The organism is Echinimonas agarilytica (genome assembly GCF_023703465.1).
Taxonomy (GTDB): Bacteria; Pseudomonadota; Gammaproteobacteria; order Enterobacterales; family Neiellaceae; genus Echinimonas; species Echinimonas agarilytica.
On sequence record NZ_JAMQGP010000003.1, the window covers coordinates 140,574 to 161,131 of the forward strand.

2 protein-coding genes are annotated in these 20,558 nt (G+C 47.9%); one reads left to right on the forward strand and one right to left on the reverse strand.

What is annotated here, in order from left to right; translation table 11 throughout:
* Positions 1 to 18: 18 nt before the first annotated feature.
* On the reverse strand, positions 19 to 1,305 hold the full coding sequence (locus NAF29_RS08005; RefSeq protein ID WP_251261057.1) for a cation:proton antiporter: 1,287 nt from the start codon (positions 1,303 to 1,305) through the stop codon (positions 19 to 21).
* Positions 1,306 to 1,763: 458 nt separating this feature from the next.
* Here NAF29_RS08005 and NAF29_RS08010 point away from each other — a divergent pair, with 458 nt between their 5' ends.
* Positions 1,764 to 20,528, forward strand: coding sequence for a leukotoxin LktA family filamentous adhesin (locus tag NAF29_RS08010; RefSeq protein ID WP_251261058.1), 18,765 nt, complete (start codon positions 1,764 to 1,766; stop codon positions 20,526 to 20,528).
* Positions 20,529 to 20,558: the final 30 nt, after the last annotated feature.

Here is a 20,558-nt window from a genome sequence, read left to right on the forward strand (position 1 = left end):
TTTCAATCACTATGAACTTTATTGAGTGCTGTTACCGCTATTGAAGCGTTTGGCGCGCTCAATCAAAGGGACAATGGTGCTGCCTTGAACCAATATAGAAAATAGCACCACCGCGTAAGTCATGACCAAAATGGCTTCGCGGACGTCAATTCCTTTATCTGCAAAGAGCATCTCCCCTTCAGGAACACTCATTGCCATTGCAAGTGCTAAACCGCCGCGTAGCCCCCCCCAAGTTAAAATGGGAACAGACATTGGGTTGTACGATCGCCAAGGCCACATGGCCATGTATGGCAGTGCTATGCTAATGAATCGTGCCGCAAGGACCACGCCAATGGCTGCGAGCATGATCACTCCATCTTCAATATGAAAGGTGAATGTGATCATCACCAATCCAATCAGTAAAAATAGCAAGCTGTTTAAAAACTCATCAATTAAGTGCCAAAAACCCTCAAATTTTTCTCGATCTCGGGGAGACATGTAGGGGTGAATGGATTTGTTCGCAATGAAAATACCTGCAACAACCATAGCGAGAGGGCCAGAGACGTGGATGACTTCAGCAAATACAAAACCAGCAGTAGGGATGGTCAATGTGGTCAGTAATTCAAGCGATGCATCTTGCGTGGCCTTGATCAGAATATGGGCCAACAGACCTAATCCCAAACCATAAACGATGCCGCCAATAGCCTCTTGCAAGAACAATAGACCGATACTGCCAATCGACGGTTCAGCGGTACCAAACGCGATACCGAATAGAGTCACAAATAACACTAACCCAAAGCCATCATTGAACAGTGATTCTCCCTCGATCTGAATGGCTACTTGTTCGGGGGCATTGAGCTTTTTAACGATGGCTAACACTGCGATAGGGTCGGTCGGTGATATTAGAGCGCCGAATAGCAAGCAATAAATAAAATCCAAAGGAAATTGTAGCCACTGCAATACATACCAAAGTCCCGCACCGACAATCGCGGTTGATAGAGATGTGGAGCAAACGACCAAAATTGCAATTTCTCGCCGCTGGTCGGATAAATGCTTCAAGTTAATGCCAAGCCCACCGGCAAATAGAAGAAAACCTAACATCCCTTCGAGCAATAGCGACTGAAAGTTTATGTTGCTCATCCAATCCACAATTGCGAGTGAGTGGCCGAATGCTCCTAATTTTCCCAGTCCGATAATGACAATGGATGACAACACAGTAAACGCGGTGATAGCAATGGTGTTCTGCAGCTTGCCAAAACGCTGGTTCACATGAGCAATCACTAACGCTGCAGCACCCAAATAGCAGAGTGTATTGTACGCATCCATGCATTGAGACCTTTTTAGAATAGGGTGTGTGTGACTCCATCATAGTCGTAGAAGACATAAAAAATAGTTTTGAATCCGCTGAATCTGAGCCGTAGGGCAAGCTGACTGATTCAAATCAAGGAAGGAGTGATTGTGGTTCAACCCGTCGGCTGTAATTCGGTGTAATTCATTGGTGCATAGCGGTTAGCTAAAGTAATTAATGTTACGTGATTGTAACAAGTTGTTGTGAGCCATTAATTTACACTATAAGTGACTAAAAAATAATATAATTTAAAGTGTTGTATGAAAGCATTGTACAATTCTAATACATTGACATTGATCAAATAATGTTTAAAAGTTGATCAGAGTGTCAAAAAAATGACGCGATATGGACAGTTGCACCGTCACGTATTTTTAACCGTGTACGAAACAAGAATACGATTCCGCTTGGATAGCTAAGCGGGCGTTTAAGGATTGCTATGAAAGCCCCCCGCAAGCACTTGGCTCTAAGTGAACAATGTTCAGCACTGACTGCTTACGCGTTAATCTTCGTGTTCTTCTTTCAGCCTTCAGCCGCCATTGCAAATAACATCATTGTTGATGGGCGCACAAAAACCTCGGTCACGACTCAAGGTGCAAAAACCGATGTGCGAACAGAAACTGTGCGCGGGGCCAGCGGTTTCAACGCTTTTCGCGAATTCGATGTGCATCAAAATAAAACGGTTGATCTTCATTTACCATCGGGTACCGAAAACCTGATCAACATGGTCTATGACAAGCGTTCCAACATTGAAGGCGCGCTGAACAGTGTCAAAGACGGCTCCATCGGCGGTAATCTCATATTTGTTAACCCTTATGGCCTGATCGTAGGCGAGCAGGGCAGTATCAATGTGGGCAACTTATCGGTGTCTACGCCAACACCAGAATTTATGAATGAATTGATCAATGCTGATGGGGTGATTTCTGATGCACGCACCCAGCAGCTGATGATTGGCAATATTCCATTGTCGGCTTCTGGTTTGATCACCGTGAAAGGCCAAATTAATGCGCAAGACCAAGTGTTGTTGCATGGTGCATCGATTGATGTTTCTGGTCGAGTGGCAGTTAACCCTGCGGTACAAAGCCTATCTCCGGCGTTTACTCAACTTGTTAATGTTGATGCCGAGCAGCTTGGTGCGGCGTTAGTTAACAATAACGGTGTGATCGAAATTGTTGCTCAAAACAACATTCGCATCGACGGAACTCTGATGGCCGATGGCTCTGACCAGTCCAATGCTGGCAGTGTGGTGTTGAATGCAGGCAAAGACATTGAGCTGAATTCCAGCACATTAATATCGGCCAAAGGGCAAGGGGGCCTGTCTGATGGGGGCGTGGTTTTATCGCTGGCTCAGAATGATGCGGTAATGAAGTCTGGTGCAGTCATTGATGTGAGCTCATCTGCCGCCTCTGGCAATGGTGGTTTTGCAGAATTTAGTGCAAAAAAATCACTGCGAATTGAAAATGCTGAATTTGCCGCCCATGCCACCAACGGTAAGAGCGGTTTGGTCTATCTTGACCCTGAAAAAATGGAGATCGCGGGACTCAAAACATCGGCCGGCAGCGAGCTATTAATTGAAGCTGATGAGTTGGTAGTGATTGAAGAAGGCGCAATCGTCTCTTCGAGAAGTGTCGACAGCGATCATGTGAATGGCGCTTCTACGGCTGATTCCGGCGATATTGTCATTCGAGCGCCAAATATTGTGGTGGAGCAACAAGCGCAAATACTAGCCCACAGCGATAGTGCAGCGTTTGAAGCCGGAGACGTCACGCTAACGAATTTACGCGATACAGAAGTGATCGATAACGATACGTTAGACGATATTATCGATAGTTTGGGGCTTGAAGGTAAAGACATTGCACGATTGCTTAATGGTGATCGAGACGCTCAGATTTTAGTGGGTGTGACGAAGAATGCTCAAAGTGAATACGTGGAAGGAACTGGCGCGATTATCAAAGGTAAAGATGTTGATATTCATGCCTACGCATCCGATCGATTTGTGTCTGAAGACCGACTCTTTGGGAAACGTGCCCGTGCCAACGTATGGTTGCACAATACTCAAATTGAAGCCGAAAGTATTAATGTTCAAGCGGAAGCCGATACCTCTTTAATTCCTGAATTATTTGATGAAAGTTTATCTGTGGGCGGTTTTGAGCTCGATCCAAATGCATTTGTTGAAAATAAAATTGATGCACTCGGTATTCCAGATTCCGCATTCTATGTAAAGACAGAAGCCACGGCAGACACTCGGATCAGTGGCGACAACACCGAATTACATTCAACCGGCGAAATGAGCATCGCCGCGCAAGCCATTAACGCTGCAAACCCATTGTCGGTCGGCTTTTACGTTGGCCTGGAAATTATTGAAGCGGATACAACCGCCACCGTGAGTGTTGAAGATCAGAGTGTTCTCAGATCAGACTCAGATGATTTTACGATCGAGGCCAGTAGTGACACTGAAACTACTGCGGATGCCAACGTTGCAGGCATTAATAAAAAAATCGAAATTGCGCTCGCACTCACTGAAATAGAGTCGACTGCCAGTGTGACCTTGTCGGGTGAAGGTGAAATAGAAGCGGAAAACCTAACGGTTTCTGCAACATCTTCTTCTGAGGTGGAAAACACCGCGCTTGCCAACAGCTCAGGTGGCGACAGTTTAGTGACGGCATTATCGATTTCTGATGTTCAGTCAACCGCAAACGTTCAGGCCAATGGCGACATCAATGCCGATACCTTAGAAGTGAATGCATTGGTTGAAGCAGAAAGTAATACCTCAGCATCGGGCGGTGCCAAGGGCAAACCGGGATTAAGTGACCGCTTTACCAATTTGCAAAACGCCAGCAAGGCATTGTTGCTGGACAAAGCTTTGCAGGCTTTGAACTTTCATAACAGCTCGATTCCAGACAAAATGTTCAAGCAAATGAAAGATGGCAAGTTCAATGTTGCAGGCGCCATCACTATTGCTGATTCAAATCATAATGCTTCTGCACTATTGGGTCCTCTGACTCACGCCAACGTGCAAAATGCATCCAATATTACAGCCCATGTAAGTGATGAAATTCAAATTGGTGCCGATGTTGCCTCTAGCTCAACGGGAACCGCGTTAGGCGGCGCCATTACTGTGGGTAACTACAACAATTCCTCGAACGCTGAAATTCTTGGCGGTGCAGAATTAAAAGCCGGAGATGTAAATGTTTCTGCGACCACTGAACATCCGTACCCGTGGGATTTTGACTATCGCTCTTACGAAGAGGTATACGACAAGTTAACGGGCGGCATTGCCGGCATGCTTTTTAATGGTGTGGCGAGCAATAAAAACAAAGCCAAAGGCAGTGGTGCGGCAGCATCTGTCAATAGTATTGAATACAACTCGAACGCTAACGCGGCCATTGAAGATGGTGCAATTGTGCGTTTAGTGAATACCGGCGAGCACAGGCTAAATGTAGAAGCTCAAACCGACACCAACTTAGTCATGATCGCAGGACAAGACCCTCGCAGTACAGGCAGCAACGCCATTGGTGGTTCGGTCAATGTTGTTGTGCTGGGTGGGGAAGTTTTAGCCTCGGTGGGGGCGGCTGATATCTCGAATGATGATGGCACTGGCACACTCGTGGGCGACTTGGTGAATCTCGATATCAATGCTCAAACCACGAACAATGCCATTGTGATCACAGAAGCGGGCGGCACTGCCGATCGCATTGGCATCAATGGCACTGTGGGTTACGTCAAGTTAGACAAACAAACCAAAGTCTATGTTGATCCGGCTGCTGATATCTCAGCACAGATATTGTCGTTAAATGCTGATACGGATTTAGGAATTTGGAATATTGCCGGTGGTTTTATTAAATCAGGGGCCGCAGGTGTTGGTGTCTCTGTGGCGATTAACGACGCCGACGTGACAACCACATCGATGATTGGCGATGACGATGATACCAAGCCAGCCTCTGCGTCTATTCATACCGAAGAAGTGGCTATTGAAGCGCGCGCTAAAGGTGTGCTGGATACCATTTCTATTGCCGGAGCAATTGTTTCAAGCTCCGATGAGAAGAGCACTGGTATTTATCAAAAATACAAAGATACCAAGAAAAAAGTAGAAGGCTATTTGGTCAGTGCGACTGATTTTGTAAATTCAAAACGTTCCACAGCATCTCAAGATGGTTCGGGGGGAGATAATTCAGCAAGTTCAAAAGACTCACCTAAACCTTCATATGGCGTTGCTGTGTCTGGCGCTGCATCGGTTAACCAAGTCGCTTTTGAAACTCATGCTGGCGTGCAAAACGCTGCACTCAACACCACTGACTTAAACACCAATGCCATCAATTCGGTTGATCTAGATGCTATAGCGGGCTCGGCCAGTTTAACCAAAGCGAAATCGAGTTCGACCAAAACGTCGGCGGCATTTGCCGGCGCATTTGCCTCAAATGATATGGACAACCGCACGACAGCCACCATTGACAATGCCACTATTGATGATGTTAATTCTGTGCAACTGCAAGCGCTTTCTGGTGGCGACCAAACAGCCGTTGGTGTTGGAATGGCCGTGAATACATCCAGCAGCTCAAGCAAGTCAGCCAGCATAGCAGGCTCAGTGTCTTTGACTCACTCTAACAATCAAACGACTTCAGAGCTGACCGGCAATAGTGAAATGAATGGCACTGCCAACCTCGATTCCAGTTTGGCCATGACAGCATACGACCAAAGCCAAGTTCATGCCGGTGGCGGTTCCTTATTCTATGGTGGGAAAGGCGGCGTAGGTGCTGCGATTACCTTTACCGAGATTGCGAATCAGACCCAAGCGATTATCGATCATGCAACTGTACAGAACCTGCACGCAGTGTCTGTAAAAAGTATTAATGCCGCCAACATTAGTAGCGGTGCGGCGATGGCGGGGGGCGGTTCGTCTACTAACAGCCTTGCCGGTAGCTTTGTCTTCAATGAAATAAACAACAGCAATCAAGTCTTAATTGAAAATGGCACGGTCGCTTCAACAACCGATGGCGATACTATTGAATTAGTAGCCATTGATCAAAAAACTGTATCTGCACTTGATGCAATCATCGACGGCCGAGATTCAGATTCTGACATCGACAACAACGGTTCAACCTTGTCACTCAATAATGATGAAGGCAACAGTATTGTTGGCGTTGCAGGCCTGGTTCAAGTGGGCAAAAACAATGTGGGTGTGTCACTCGCAAATAACAAAATATCAAACACGACCAATGTCGTCGTTGGCATTAGTAAGCTCGCCGCTGATACGGTTTCAGCAGAAGCTAAAACCAAAACAGCAATCAATGCTGTAGCAGTGGGCGTGGGCGGAGGAACCAGCAGTTTAGCGGCCAATGGCTCGGTGGCTCTCAGTGAAATCAATAACCAAACCAATGTATTCATTACGCCTAATCGAGTTTCTGCGCCTATATCATCCGGTGCGCAAGCCGATACGGTCATTGCTTCAAACAATACGTCTTTGATGGCGTCTGATGAATCTGACATTAAAAGCTTAGCGGGAAACCTTTCCTTTTCTGCAAAAACAGCTATTGGCGCAGCGGTCAGCGTGTCTGAAATTTCAAACCAGACGAAGACTCAAGCGCAAGGTGTGACCTTGTTGCACAGTGAGTCACTCATGGCCTCCGCAGCCAATGATTCGGACATTGAAACCTTGTCGGCTTCGGGCGGTGGAGCAGGCAAAGTCGCCATTGGTGCGTCAGTGTCGGTGAACGAGATCGACAATCAAACAATTGCGCAGGTGAGCGATTCTAGTTTTGCAATGCCATCTCAGCGATTGCAGGTTATTGCGAACGATGAGTCAGATATTGGTTCATTAGCTGGAACAATTAACGGTGCAGGTAAAGCGGCCGGAGGCGCGGCAGTATCGGTCAATACTATTGGCAACAGTACTCAGGCGTGGATCAGCGATTTGGCCCACCTATCTATAAGTGACCTAATTTCTATTGATGCAGCCAATCGCGCCAATATCGACAGTTATGCGGTGGCTGGAGGCGGTGCAGGAACAGCTGCTTTTAATGGTTCAGCCTCTTCCAATGAAATTTCCAATGTGACTGAGTCGTACCTGAGTAATGTGCAGCAGGCCAGCAATAGTGCAGCATTGGTGGTTGCTAGTGGTGACTATTCGACCATTGAATCGTTAGCGGGCAATGTGGGTTTTGCCGGCTCTGCTGCGGTGGGGGCTTCTGTTGCAGTCAACCGAATCAGTAATACAACCTCTGCCTACGTGACGCAAAACAGTGTACTGAAAGCTAATAACGTGATGGTCAATGGCTTCAGCAGCGCAGAGACCGACACCATAGCAGTGGGTGTGTCAGCCTCTGCTAATGCTGGTATCGCAGGTTCTGTGGTCGTCAATATTAACGACAGTAGCGTTGATGCTCACATTGATGGTGATTCCAACGTACTGGCACAACATAACGTGGCCGTATCGGCGCAAAGTTCTGATGATATTGATGTATTCGCCGGAGCCTTAGGCATTGGTGTGAATGGTGCTGGCGCAGGTGCAAGTGTTAGCGTGAATCAGATTACAAGCACCACTCAAGCCTATATTTCTGGCGCGGGCACGCAGGTGAATGCACTTGCCAACAGCGCCACAGGCTTGGCAGTGACCAACGGTATTTCTGACTTTGACTTTGCCTCTGAAGTGTCAAGTGTTGCAGAGGCTGCAGAAAATGGCGAAGACGGCGAAGGCTCAACTGACAGCGATTACGAGAAAATAGCGCTGGAGAGCAAGCTCAATGCAGATACTAAAGCAACGGGCGTGATCGTGAACGCTCGTTCGATGCAAAATGTCGATAGTATTGGCGCCACCGCAGGCGTGGGCTTCTATGCGGGGATAGCGGCCACCGGCAACGTCAATATTTTGGGAGGTGAAACCCGCGCCTATGTAAATAATGCAACGTTGAACAGTGTGGCGGGAGCAAATGATCGCCAGTCGGTTGCAGTGGTCGCTGAAGACCACACCTATACCAATGCTGTGGTGGGGGCGATTGGTGGCGGTGCTGCTGGTATCGGTGCAGCCGTAGATACCGTCATCATGGAACGCGAGACACTGGCTTCGATCCAGAACAATGCCACTGTGAACAGCGAAGGGAATACCAAGATCAACGCATTATCATCGCAAGGGGCCAATTCAATTGCGGTGGGTGGGGCTGGTGGTGGGGCAGCTCTAGCTGCTTCGGGCTCTGTACTGAAGTTTGATGCTATTACAACCGCGCAAGTCGAGCAAAGTAATCTCGACTCAGGCTCTATTGATGTGCGCGCTCATGGCCAGAATCAAAGCTCGTTTTATGACTTCGCTGCGGCGTTAGCTAGCGGTTCGGCTGGCTCCGGTACATTTGCCGTGAACATCGTCAATAACCAAACACACGCCACAGTGAACGGTACCCAAGCCACGCCATTGGTGTTGAAATCGGCCGGAGCCGTAAACGTTGGTGCGTCTAGCGATATTGACAATCAAAGTTTAGTGATTAGTTTTGCAGGTGGAGCCGGGGCTGCCGGTGTTGCGGGTATGGCAGTAGTGAACTTGATCACCAGTGATACTGCCGCAGAAGTCACTGATGCCACCATTGGTAGCGATGCCGATAAAGTTGATTCACTCACATTATCAGCCACTGACGCCATTTCTATTGACAGTAAAGCCGGTGCCGCAGGTGTGAGCGGAGGAGCGGGCATTGGCGCGGGTGCAACGGTAAACATCGTTAAAAACCGTGTACGCGCCGACATGGTGAATGCTGATGTAGTAACCGAAAATTCAGGCTTTGTCAGTCTTATTGCTGACAGCCAAAAACAAGCCGACACCATTACTGCAACCGCGGGAGCTGGCTTAACGGTTGGGATCGGTGGTGCTGCATTAGTAAATTTATTTGGCGCAGAACTGACCGGTGATGCTGCTGACGAGCTGGACAATGGCGGAGACGGTACATTGAGCACGGTGGACAAGTTCACTCAAGGCTCAAAATCGGACTTGTTAGAAGGGCAAAGTAGCAACACGATCACCGCCCAAGAGCTCGCAGCTATTGATACTAAAGGCCAAACAGAAGTGAAGTCTTCTGCAAGCTCAGCGCCACTGGAAGGCCAATTCATTACTCGAACATCTATTACAGGTGCGGGATCGTCGGTTACCACAGGCACACTTAACCTTGATGCAAGCGATCAAACATCTGCCGAATCAACAGTCGGTGGTTTTGCTGCCGGAGCCGTTGGCTTTGGTGGGGCATTTGCACTGACCGAAGTGAACAATAATTTAATCGCCGAGGTGGGCCAAGGCGTCAATGTTACTGCATCAAGCGTTAATCTGAATGCTCAAGCCGATAAAGTATCGGGTGAAGCCGCAGTGATCGACAGCGATGTATACGCCGGTGCTGCTGGTATCGTAGGGGCTGGTGCGGCGATAGCGTTAGGGTCTGTTAACAATACGGTGTTGGCACGTTACAACGGAAATCTCAACGACCACTCTCCAAGCCTGAATAAAAATGCATCGGTGAACATTCTCGCGCAAGACAGTAGCAGTGTTTTAACTGACGCCAAAGGTGCCGCAGCTGGAGCCGCCGCGGCAGGTATTGTGGTATCAGAATCAAGCAAACAAAGCGCTGTGGTCGCCGAGTTAGGCAATGGCAATATTGAAGATTTTACGCAACTCAAAATTGAAGCTATCACCGAAGGAAATATTCACACCTTAGCGCAAGCTGCCGCAGGTGGACTGCTGGGCTCGGGAGCGGGGGCGAGTGCCCTTGCGGAAGAATCGACAGAGGTTTCGGTCGAAGTGGCCGACAGTGCCAATATTTCAGATCAATCCGGTAACGTGATTGTTCTTGCGCAGGCCGATGCCGATGTGTCAGCTGATGCCGACGGTGTGGCAGTTGCTGGTGGATTGGGAGTTGGAGTGTCGACGGCTGAGGCGATTCAACACACCCAAGTGAAGGTTGATATTGGAAACAATGTCGATATAGACGTCAATCGCCTAACGGCGAAAGCCATGTTGAATCAATCAAATATCCATGCCGATGCGTTAGCTGTCGGTGGCGGCCTTCTATCGGGTTCAAGTGCAACGTGGGCCAAATCAGAAAACTTAAGTGACACTTCTCTTGCCATTGGCAACTTAGCTTCACTCATGACGCAAAACGGATTGAGCCTAATGACCGATTCCCAAGCCGTCCAGTCAGCGTCGGTGGATGCTGCCAACGGCGGAATTGTGGCCGTGGGCGCCAACCAGTCATTGGTCCTAAATCGAGCTCAAAGTGTTGTAAACATCGGTGACAGTACAAGCCTCAATAATGCCAATGCAGGTGATGTAATCTTGGCTGCGAAAGGCACCACATCCAGCTTGGCTGATTCTGTTAGTGGCAGCGGTGGGGTTGTGTCTGGAGTGAGTACAAAAGCAACCACCAACACTGCAACACGGACTCAAGTGAACATCAATAGCGACAGTTCGATTTCAAACGCAAACGATGACGTGCAGCTTTTGGCGCAACAAAGCAATCAAATCAACAGCAAAGTTGATGGTATTAATGCCTCTCTGGTGGGGGCAAGTGGCGCGCTTGCAAGTAACATGGTTGATAGTGAGGTCGGCCTTTCTTTAAGCAAAGCTGCGATTGAAGCCAAACGCATCAGTCTGGCTGCCAACAATACAACACTGAAACATTGGTTGGGTGCTGTGAGCCAAACATCGGATGGCAGCAACGCCACAGCCAATGTGAATTCAGGCTCTGGTGGCGTCGTTGATGCGCCCGCGGCACGAAGCTCAACGTCGATACTGCATGCCACGAACATTGATGTTGCTGATGAGTCACAGTTACTCGCTTCTGGCGATGAAAACTCTCAGTCAAATACTGCCCTCGCAGTGGATGTACTCAATACAATCCAAGCCAAAGATAAGGTGGTTTTGAACTCAGGGGGCGCCATTGCAGTGGCGAAATCGAGCTCTAAAATTGTATCGACCATCAACGGCGGTGTTCAGATCGATGACAGTAAAGTCCTTGCCGAATATGGCCAATTAGCACTCGGAACACGAAATGATGTGGCAATTTATGCGCGTGCAGCAGCAGACACTTATGGCTTAGCTGGCGCACCTGAAGGGATTTCTGTTGCGAGTTTGGCGGGTGATCAAGGAATCACTATTGGCTCAGGCTCAGAGTTATTAGCCGATCACGGACAACTCCGGCTGACAGCAGGACAAAACTCAAGTGGCGACAATTCAAGCATTGATCTCAAGAGTAAAGTTAACCTTTGGAATAAAACGGCGATTCCAATGGATACCGACCCAGACGCGCGTGCTGAGGTGTCGCTGAACTCTTTGCTCGATGTAAAAAGCAACGCTGCAGTTAAAGCATCGGACGATATTTACCTGATCGCTACAGATGGCGACGTTAACCTATATGCCTATGGTTTGGGTAAAGATATTTATCGCGAAACTCTAGCCAAAGTGGGCAGCGCAATTAGCAATGCGTTTGGTGGGGGTGATGTGAACTTTGATATTACCAGTAGCACTGAGACCGACAATACCAATGCCACAGTCAATATTGATGGCAGTATTGAAACGTCAATTCATCGTGACCAATTCATTGAGATCACCTATGTGAAAAACCCGGCATCGACCGACATGATCGTCGATGCCGACGGCACAGTCACTCAGTACGTACAATTCAGCCCTGATGACCCATCCAACACAAAGCTCCAAGGCTTGTACTACAAGATTAAAACATCATCAGAAGTCGGTTATGAATCGATTGAACGCTTGGGGCTGGCTGATAACTTAAAGCAACGCATGGAAAAGCTTGAAGATCTGCAAGACCAGTATGCGGCTGATAGTGTTTCATTTGCCGCCTACGGAAACGAGATTGACTTTTTACAGCGTCAATTAGTCGACATGGGGTTGGGAGGATTCGACGACAAAGGTGATTACATTCCAGGCACGTTAAACACTGCCAACAAGTTAAGTCCAAAAGCGCAATTGCAAATTGTTCAGGACGACAATAAAGCGCAGCGTACCGACGTCAATTTAGAGATTGATGCTAAAACGGCCGACCAAACCGCTATTGTCGGAGAAATTGCAACCGTTGACGCTGATAAAGCTGAATCAGAACGCTTACGTGACATAGAGCAAGGGAAGTTGGATGCAGAAAATGCAAAAGACGAAGCAGATCGAGATGCCGACTTAATTAGTGAGTATGAAACGGAGATTGTTCGACTCAATGATGACATTGCAGAGAAAGACAACGAACTTGGAGTGTTGAATACCGAGCTCGGTGTTGTCAATGTTGAACTGGCTGGCTTGGAAAATAGAAAAACCTCAATTCAAAGCAATATTGATACCCTCCAAGCTCAAATCGTGACGGCATCAGATACCCCAATTAGTGGGCCCGAAGCCGATTTCATGGAAGTCGACAGTATTCGCGTTGACTTGGGTAATATCATCGTAAAAGCCGATAATTTGACCGGGACCGGCTCCATTAAAGCGCCCAACGATGCCAGTATTTCAGTGTCGAACGACGCCCCAATTCACCTCACATTGAATGACCTATTTATCAATGATCAAGGTGGAAACATCACATTTAATAGCTATTTAGTGGATGGTATTAATGATGTGAAAGCCATTAATAAATCTGGCAATGCGCCCGGATTTACGGCCAGCAATTTTGTGACAGCCCGTTCGGACGGTGATCCGGAAATTACCATTACTAGCACATACAACCCAACAGCCGCGCCTTACAAATCTGATTTTCCTGCCACGGCGCCGGACATCTACTTTGGTTCCAAAGACAATGAAGAACGCTCAACCATCTGGAACCCAGAAGGTAGATTTACCGCCACTAGTGCTGCCGGTAGCTTAATTTTTGAATATGCAGATGTGCTTGCAGGCACCGTTGAATTGGCTGCAGAAAATGGCGACTTTGTACAAAGCTATACCGACAATTTTTATCACGTTGGTGGCGAGCCGATTACGGTTGAAGGTAACAAACAAACGGTTGGCAGAGGTATTTTTGCCAATGGCGATATTCTGATTAGCGCCCGTTACTTGAACATCAACAGCACCATTCAAAGTGGTCGTGAAATGTGGCAACTGGATATTGGCTCTGCGCCAACGGTTCAAGCTCGAATCGACGGCAATGATAGCTTTGTCACTGAATCAAAAGTGAAAAGTTTGGCCAGCGGGCAGGGCGCCAGCGTCACTTATATCAAAGACGATGATGGCAAGTTAGTGAGTGTTGAGTTCAGTACTGCCTTTGCAAAAACCTATTACGACACTTATAAATCGCAAAGCAATGCGAGCGAATTTTTCCGATTGGTGGTTGCGAATGACGACACTATTGGTGCCGCTTTTGACGCCAGCAGCGACACAATTGTGGTGGATGGTGTTGAAGTCAGCGGTGGGTTTATTCAGTTGTTTGGTCAGCTTATGAATACCAGTAATGACTCGGGCAAATTAGTGGTACTTGACGGTTATGGTCAAGTTCAGATTGATAATCAAAGTGGCTATAACCTTGAATTGTCGAATATCAGCACTGGGCGTGGTGTTGAAGGTGTGATTGATATTACCGACATTGTTAGTGTTGATGCCGACGATAAACCCGTTCTGAAACGCACTATATACGAACGCCTCAATGGCAAAGTTTATCAGACGGTGAACTCAGGCAGCGCGACCAATGTGAACGAAAGTGGGCTCAGTTATGCACCCAAAGCAGGCATGGAATTTGTACTCACCACAGCTCAAGATCAGTCATCTAAGTTTGTGTACATCAAAAAAGGAACGTCGTTGTTTGGCTTTATCAAGCTGAGCGAAGGTGAACTCAAGCAATACTTAGTGTCCTCAACGCCCGTTGGAGAGCCGGTTGCACTTGATGGTGGACGTTACTTGTTGGAAAACAATACAGGTTCTTACACCAACGTTAAGAAAAAAACAGAGACGAAAACCACTGCCAGTGAGTTTACCTACAGTGAACGTTCTGAGTGTAACTGGTGGACACTGTGTACAGTGCAAAATGTCACTATTACAGCGCGAGAAACGCGTGGTCAAACCGTGGTCAATCGCAACTCTGTTTATGCCAGCCATCCGATCGCTATCGATTTTATTGGGGATGAAAGTGGTGGAGACGTTTCGGTGACATCAAATTTCAATTCCAAGGTTGATATCGCAGGTAGTATCTTCAATGAAAATGGTGTGACTAATATTCTCGCAGGCTCTGGTGAAATTGTGCAATCAGACGAAACCTCCGTGTTACAGACGGGGGCGCTCAATTTAGTGGCGAAAAACGACATTTACCGCGATGCCGATGCCACCCGAGTACAAGTTCGAGCAAGTGGCCAAGTCAACGCAGTCAGTGCGGATGGGCTGATTCGAATTGAACAGCAGCAAGGTGACTTGCAGGTCGGTAGCATCGTCGCTAACAACTTGGTCGAACTGAAATCGGCAGGCGCTATCCAAAGTGCGTCCAATGCTTCTCAAGTCAAAGCCGACCGTATCAACTTAGTCGCATCTGGCGGAGGCATTGGTGAAAGTGCCGATGACCGACTGACGATTGCAGCAGGCTATACCACCGAATCTTTAAATGATGCCTTTGGTGTATCGATAGATGCCGTGGACGGAATCTACCTTGAACAAGTCGCTTCTGACATTAACATCGGTGGTCACTTATTGATTGATAAGGTTAAATCGGCAACCGGTGATATAGATCTCAAAGCACATGGCACTTTCATCGACAACAACCCAGATGAGCGTGTGGATGATGCCACCCAAGAGCAACTATTGGCATTTTGGGATAGCACAGCATTGATTGGTGATGAAAACGACAATGTGTTCTTCGAAAGTGATGAGTTTAGTCAGTGGATCGATAGTCGAGACTACGATGCCATGTTCGCCAGCAGTGAATATCAGAACCTTTCTACCAATGGCAAAAAACAAGTGCAGTCTTTGGTGTCTGAAGAACGTCAAAACAACAATGGCTATTCTCAATATTGGCAAATGCGCTTAGAGCAAGCGGATCCTGACACATATAATGAAAACTATCGTTATGCAGCGAGCGATGTCGAGATTGCCAACTTAGAACGCCAATGGGCTCGTGAAGGCGTTGATTCCAGTGAGTTCTCGGCTCGAACTACGCAATACGAAGACGACCGTACCTCGCAATATCATACCTTGCATGATCAAGTGGGTGACTTAAACAACGGAGTTTATGACCAGGATTACGTGTATCAATTGAGTGAAGACGACAAGCAAGCATTACTCAAAGGATCGAGCTGGACAGAACGTGAACTCACGCTGGCTTTATCACCCGGACTCATCAAGGATGTGACCGATTCAAACCCAATTCTTAAAGTCGCTAACGTCAGTGGTAAATCGGTTCGATTAGAATCGCAATCTGCTGGCATTGGGCACCAAGAAGTTCAGATCCGCATTCCCGGGAATGTTGCCGTGGGCACGTTGTCGTTGAGCCAAAAATTGGCACTAGCCTCGGCTGAACGTGGCGATATTCGTTATGAGGACGACGATATTATTATTACCCGTCGTCGTCAGGTGAATTTAGATTCCACCGATACCGTGTCGATCATCAGCCATTTTGGTGATGTTTATGTCGGCTCAGAAAGTGACATTACCATTGCGGAAATCGTGGCCGATAAGGAAGCACGGATCAAAGCCGCAGGCACAATTGATACTGAAGCTCTCAAGGGCGGCCAAACGGCTCATGTAACAGCCGAAAGTATCATACTTGAATCAGCTCAAGGTGGTATTGGTAACGCCACCAACTCGGTGCTGATTGACCTGATCAATGGCGGCAGCTTAATTGCACGTTCGGAAGGTGATTTATTCGTCAAAGAAACCAACGGAGACTTGTCGCTCGATACGGTTTATAGCCGCTCAGAGGTGTATTTAGAAAGTGATGCCAACATTATCGACGGTTTTGCCAATGATGACATCAACCTGATTGGGAACGGCATTTACCTCACCGCCAACAATGGCAGTATTGGTGACGCTGCGAATGCAGTCGATATAGAAGCGAGCCGCAATTCGTTGCTTACCGCCACCGCATTGCACAATGTTTATTTAGCGAATCATTCAGTGCCGTTGAATATTGACTCGATTACTGCGGGCAATATTGTGGGATTAGACGTGGGTGTGACAGGTACCGCGATACACACTGAAATTTCGGCTGGCAAAGATGTTGTGATCACAGGCGATGGTAGCTTGGTTCTGCTTGCACCATCGGGGGTGGGGAGCCAAATTAACGCGGGTGAGAATACCGAGATTGATATTGAAGGCAACCTGCTGATGGAACAAGAAAGTGCCATCATCGCGGACAATCTTACACTCGAAACCGGTGGTCAGGTAGAGCTTGCTGATATCACGGTATCTGAAGACTTGAATGTGCTGTCCGGTGATGACCTAACATTGGTGCAAAATTCTGCCATTCAAACTTCAGGAGTATCTTCAATTCGCTCTTTGGGCGCCATGAATAGCGCTGCAGGTTCGTCGCTGTTAAGCGGCGGCGCAATGACCTTGAGCGCTCTGGGTAGCATGACGTTGAGCCAGATCATGGCTCAACAATTGAGCGTTGATGGGCGATCGTCGGTGTCGTTAAACAACGTATCGATTTTGAATGATGCACGCATTAGCGCACAAGGTGACATGAGCCTCAATCAAATCACAGCCAATACGCTGAATGCTGATAGCGCTGCTGCAATTGAACTGAGCACTATTGCCGTGACCGAAGGCATGACCTTGGTTGCCGCTGATGATGTGATGATGGCACAAGCACAAGTCGGTGCTTTGGATGTGACCGCAGGCACAGCCGTATCGCTGGACGAAGTGGATGTAGCCGCAGCCGCAATACTGGCCTCACAAGGTGACATGAGCCTCAATCAAATCACAGCCAATACGCTGAATGCTGATAGCGCTGCTGCAATTGAACTGAGCACTATTGCCGTGACCGAAGGCATGACCTTGGTTGCCGCTGATGATGTGATGATGGCACAAGCACAAGTCGGTGCTTTGGATGTGACCGCAGGCACAGCCGTATCGCTGGACGAAGTGGATGTAGCCGCAGCCGCAATACTGGCCTCACAAGGTGACATGAGCCTCAATCAAATCACAGCCAATACGCTGAATGCTGATAGCGCTGCTGCAATTGAACTGAGCACTATTGCCGTGACCAAAGCGGTGACGTTAGTGTCATTGTTGACTATGGAATTGAGCGACCTTATGGCGCAGTCAATCACTGCAACCTCGCAAAATACGATGAATCTGACTCGCGTCGATATTCAGCAACAAGCCAGTTTCGACGCCTCGGGCGATCTTGCATTGACCACTGTCTCTGCGCAAAACGCCGATATTTTAGGGCGTGCAAATATGGCACTTACCGATGTGAAGGTCGTTGATACCGCCAATGTGAACTCAGCGCAGCAGCTTTCTATGAATGATGTGAACGCCGCAAGCTTGCTTGCAAATGGAGGTTCGACCATCACCATTGTTAATGCCACGATTTCATCGGACGCAACAATCAATGCACAAGACAACATGTCACTGACTTCCGTCTCGGCGGGGCAGCTTATGTTAGATGGCAAGGCATCCACGGCAATGCAGGATATTACAGTGCAAAACGATGTCACTGTGACGACGGTCAATGTCCTTGAATTGGCGAATGCCATATCTGTTGGAACAGACGCAACAGTCTCAGCCAGTGGTATAAAAATGCAACAAGGCAGTAATATGAACGTTGCTAAAAATGCGGTTCTAACCAGTGCTGATAGCATCGAATTGACTCAATTGAACGTTGGTAACAATCTAATGGTGGATGTAACCGGCGACATGAATGTCATTCAATCTGTCACAGTGGGCGATAGTCTCAATGCACAAACATCTGGTGATGTTCGTTTCAATGCTGGTGCTGTTGTAACTTCGGCATCTGACCTAACCATCACTGCACAAGGCGCAATCCTAGGGGCAGAGAATTCAGAGCTCACAAGTGGCGAGTTGCTGACTTTGCTGGCTCAAGGAGATATCGAGATTGAACAAGTCTCATCTCACAATGCCGAAATTCGGGGGCAGTCTGATGTCACGGTGGAAAACGCCTCATTTGCCAATGAGTCGCTGATTGACGTGCTAGGCGACTTAACCCTCATAAACATCGCAGCTGAGGAGCTATCTGTGACCAGTGAAGCCAATGCTCAAATGCAGGAAATTGCAGTGGGCAACAACTTTACGGCCGACATCGCTCAAGCCCTTGAACTTGGCAGTACCACTACAGTTGGCTTTAACAGCCGCGTTGAATCTGCATCCCTTGAGATGTTGCAAGGCAGCTCATTTGAATCAGGCAACAGTTCTGAGTTCACCACCGATACAGCGGCGAGCCTGACTGATGTTGCAGTGGCAGGTCAATTGATGATCAGTACTGGAACAGACTTACTGCTCAGAAACTCGATTTCTGCTGGCGCAGACCTAACGGCGAACAGCCAAAGAGCGTTTGAACTCGATAATGCTAGCGAGTTACGTTCCATTGGAGCTATGAGCTTATCCTCAGCGAATGACATGGTCACAGCATCTGACGCTCAAATCAGCTCTGGAGAGTTGATGACAGTAAGCGTTGGCGGTGATTTGCAAATGAGCCAAGTCACAGCCAATCAACTTGACGTTGAGGGCGAAGGTTCGATAGCGCTCGATCGAGTGACGATCGCACTTGGCGCGTCCATTGATTCTGCTGAAGATCTGCTGATTGAAGAATTATCATCCGATCAACTTACAATTGTGGGCGGTACTGATGTGTCACTTCAAACCATTGATGTCAGTCATGCCATAGCACTGGTCGCCGCGAATGTCATTGAGATAAACGATACGCTTGATGCTGGAACGAGCATTGAAGCAACCGCCACGCGTTTATTCATGAATCCAGATAGTGTGCTCAACGCTGGCAGTGACGTTGCTGTGAATACCGCTGCTGATGCGAGTTTCGAGCGGGTTAATATCGGCGGTCGATTTGATGTGACAGCAGGTTCTGACGTGTTATTGAACCAAGCAGTTACAGCCACCAATGACGTTAGCATCAACGCGCTGGGCAATTTTGTCATGGCCAATACCGCGACTTTGAGTAGCGGCGAGCAAGTCATCATTGAAAGCGAGCAGAGTGTGGATATTCAAGAAATTGTCACCACTAGCACACTCACCGACGCGGTTGTGATTAAAGCCGGAGAACATATTGCGGGTTCGGATTCATCCGCACTTCATATTTCAGCGGTAAATGGTGGTGCAGAGCTAACGGCACAAACGGATATTGGCGCAGCTGATGTCGCGCTACTCACTCAAGTGCAAGCGCTTCAAGCAGAATCGGCGACAGGCAATATCTTTGTTCACAATACAGGTGATGTAGAAATATTGCTTGATGCCGGCACAGCCATCGAAGCAACCGTTGTAGGCCACATGACTTCAGCAACTCTGGTGCAAGCTGGAACAACTGCACAATTGGTTGCCTCTGAGTCAATGATGTTGAATCAACTTGAAGTGGGTCAGTCGGCCATGCTCGATAGCGCGTTAATTACTGCAAATATCACTCAGTTGGACGGTATAGACGCACCGCTAGCATTGGTGATTCAGCAAGGCGATTCGGCTGTGGAACAAACACAGTTGGACGTGACAACTGATAACGGATTAGTGTTTGAGCGCTTTTGGAGTGAGCAAGTGGATGTGATGAGTCATCATCGCGAACTCATACTTGAAGGCGGCATATTCGAAACAGGCGCGCGTTTCCAAACGCCAGATACCTTGCTCGTTGTTGATAACGTTGAAGTGAAACGTCAGGTAGAGCCCGATGTGCAAGTGTACTCAAAACCAAAAGATGTAGAGTTTGTATTGGAAGGGCGTCAGCTTACCACCGAGAATGTCGTAATAGGAACGCGCAGCAGCCACACAGTGAATACACCTTTGGGTGAAAACGTTGATTTAGCACGCTATACCGAGCACCAAACGCAAACCAGCTCAGCGCATCATCAAAGCCGTGATAACGCGATTGAAGTGCGTCAGAACGTGCTGCAAGTTCGTCAACAACGGGCGCAGCCAAGCTTGGCGTTACCTGAGGATACTAAACCAGAAAATTTAATGAATTTAGACAATGAAGAAACGGATGTGCCTTTGACGTATTTACCCAAGGCTCATGATGAAAACGGCTTAGCCATGTTGAAAAATCAAGATGCAAGGTTGCTCGTTGCTTCCCATTAATAGCTCTATGATGTTTGAAATCAGAGGGAT

Bases quoted from the DNA above. Each gene is read 5' to 3' on its own strand.
- NAF29_RS08005 (WP_251261057.1), bottom strand. From the start codon at position 1,305: ATGGATGCGTACAATACACTCTGCTATTTGGGTGCTGCAGCGTTAGTG.
- NAF29_RS08010 (WP_251261058.1), top strand. From the start codon at position 1,764: ATGAAAGCCCCCCGCAAGCACTTGGCTCTAAGTGAACAATGTTCAGCA.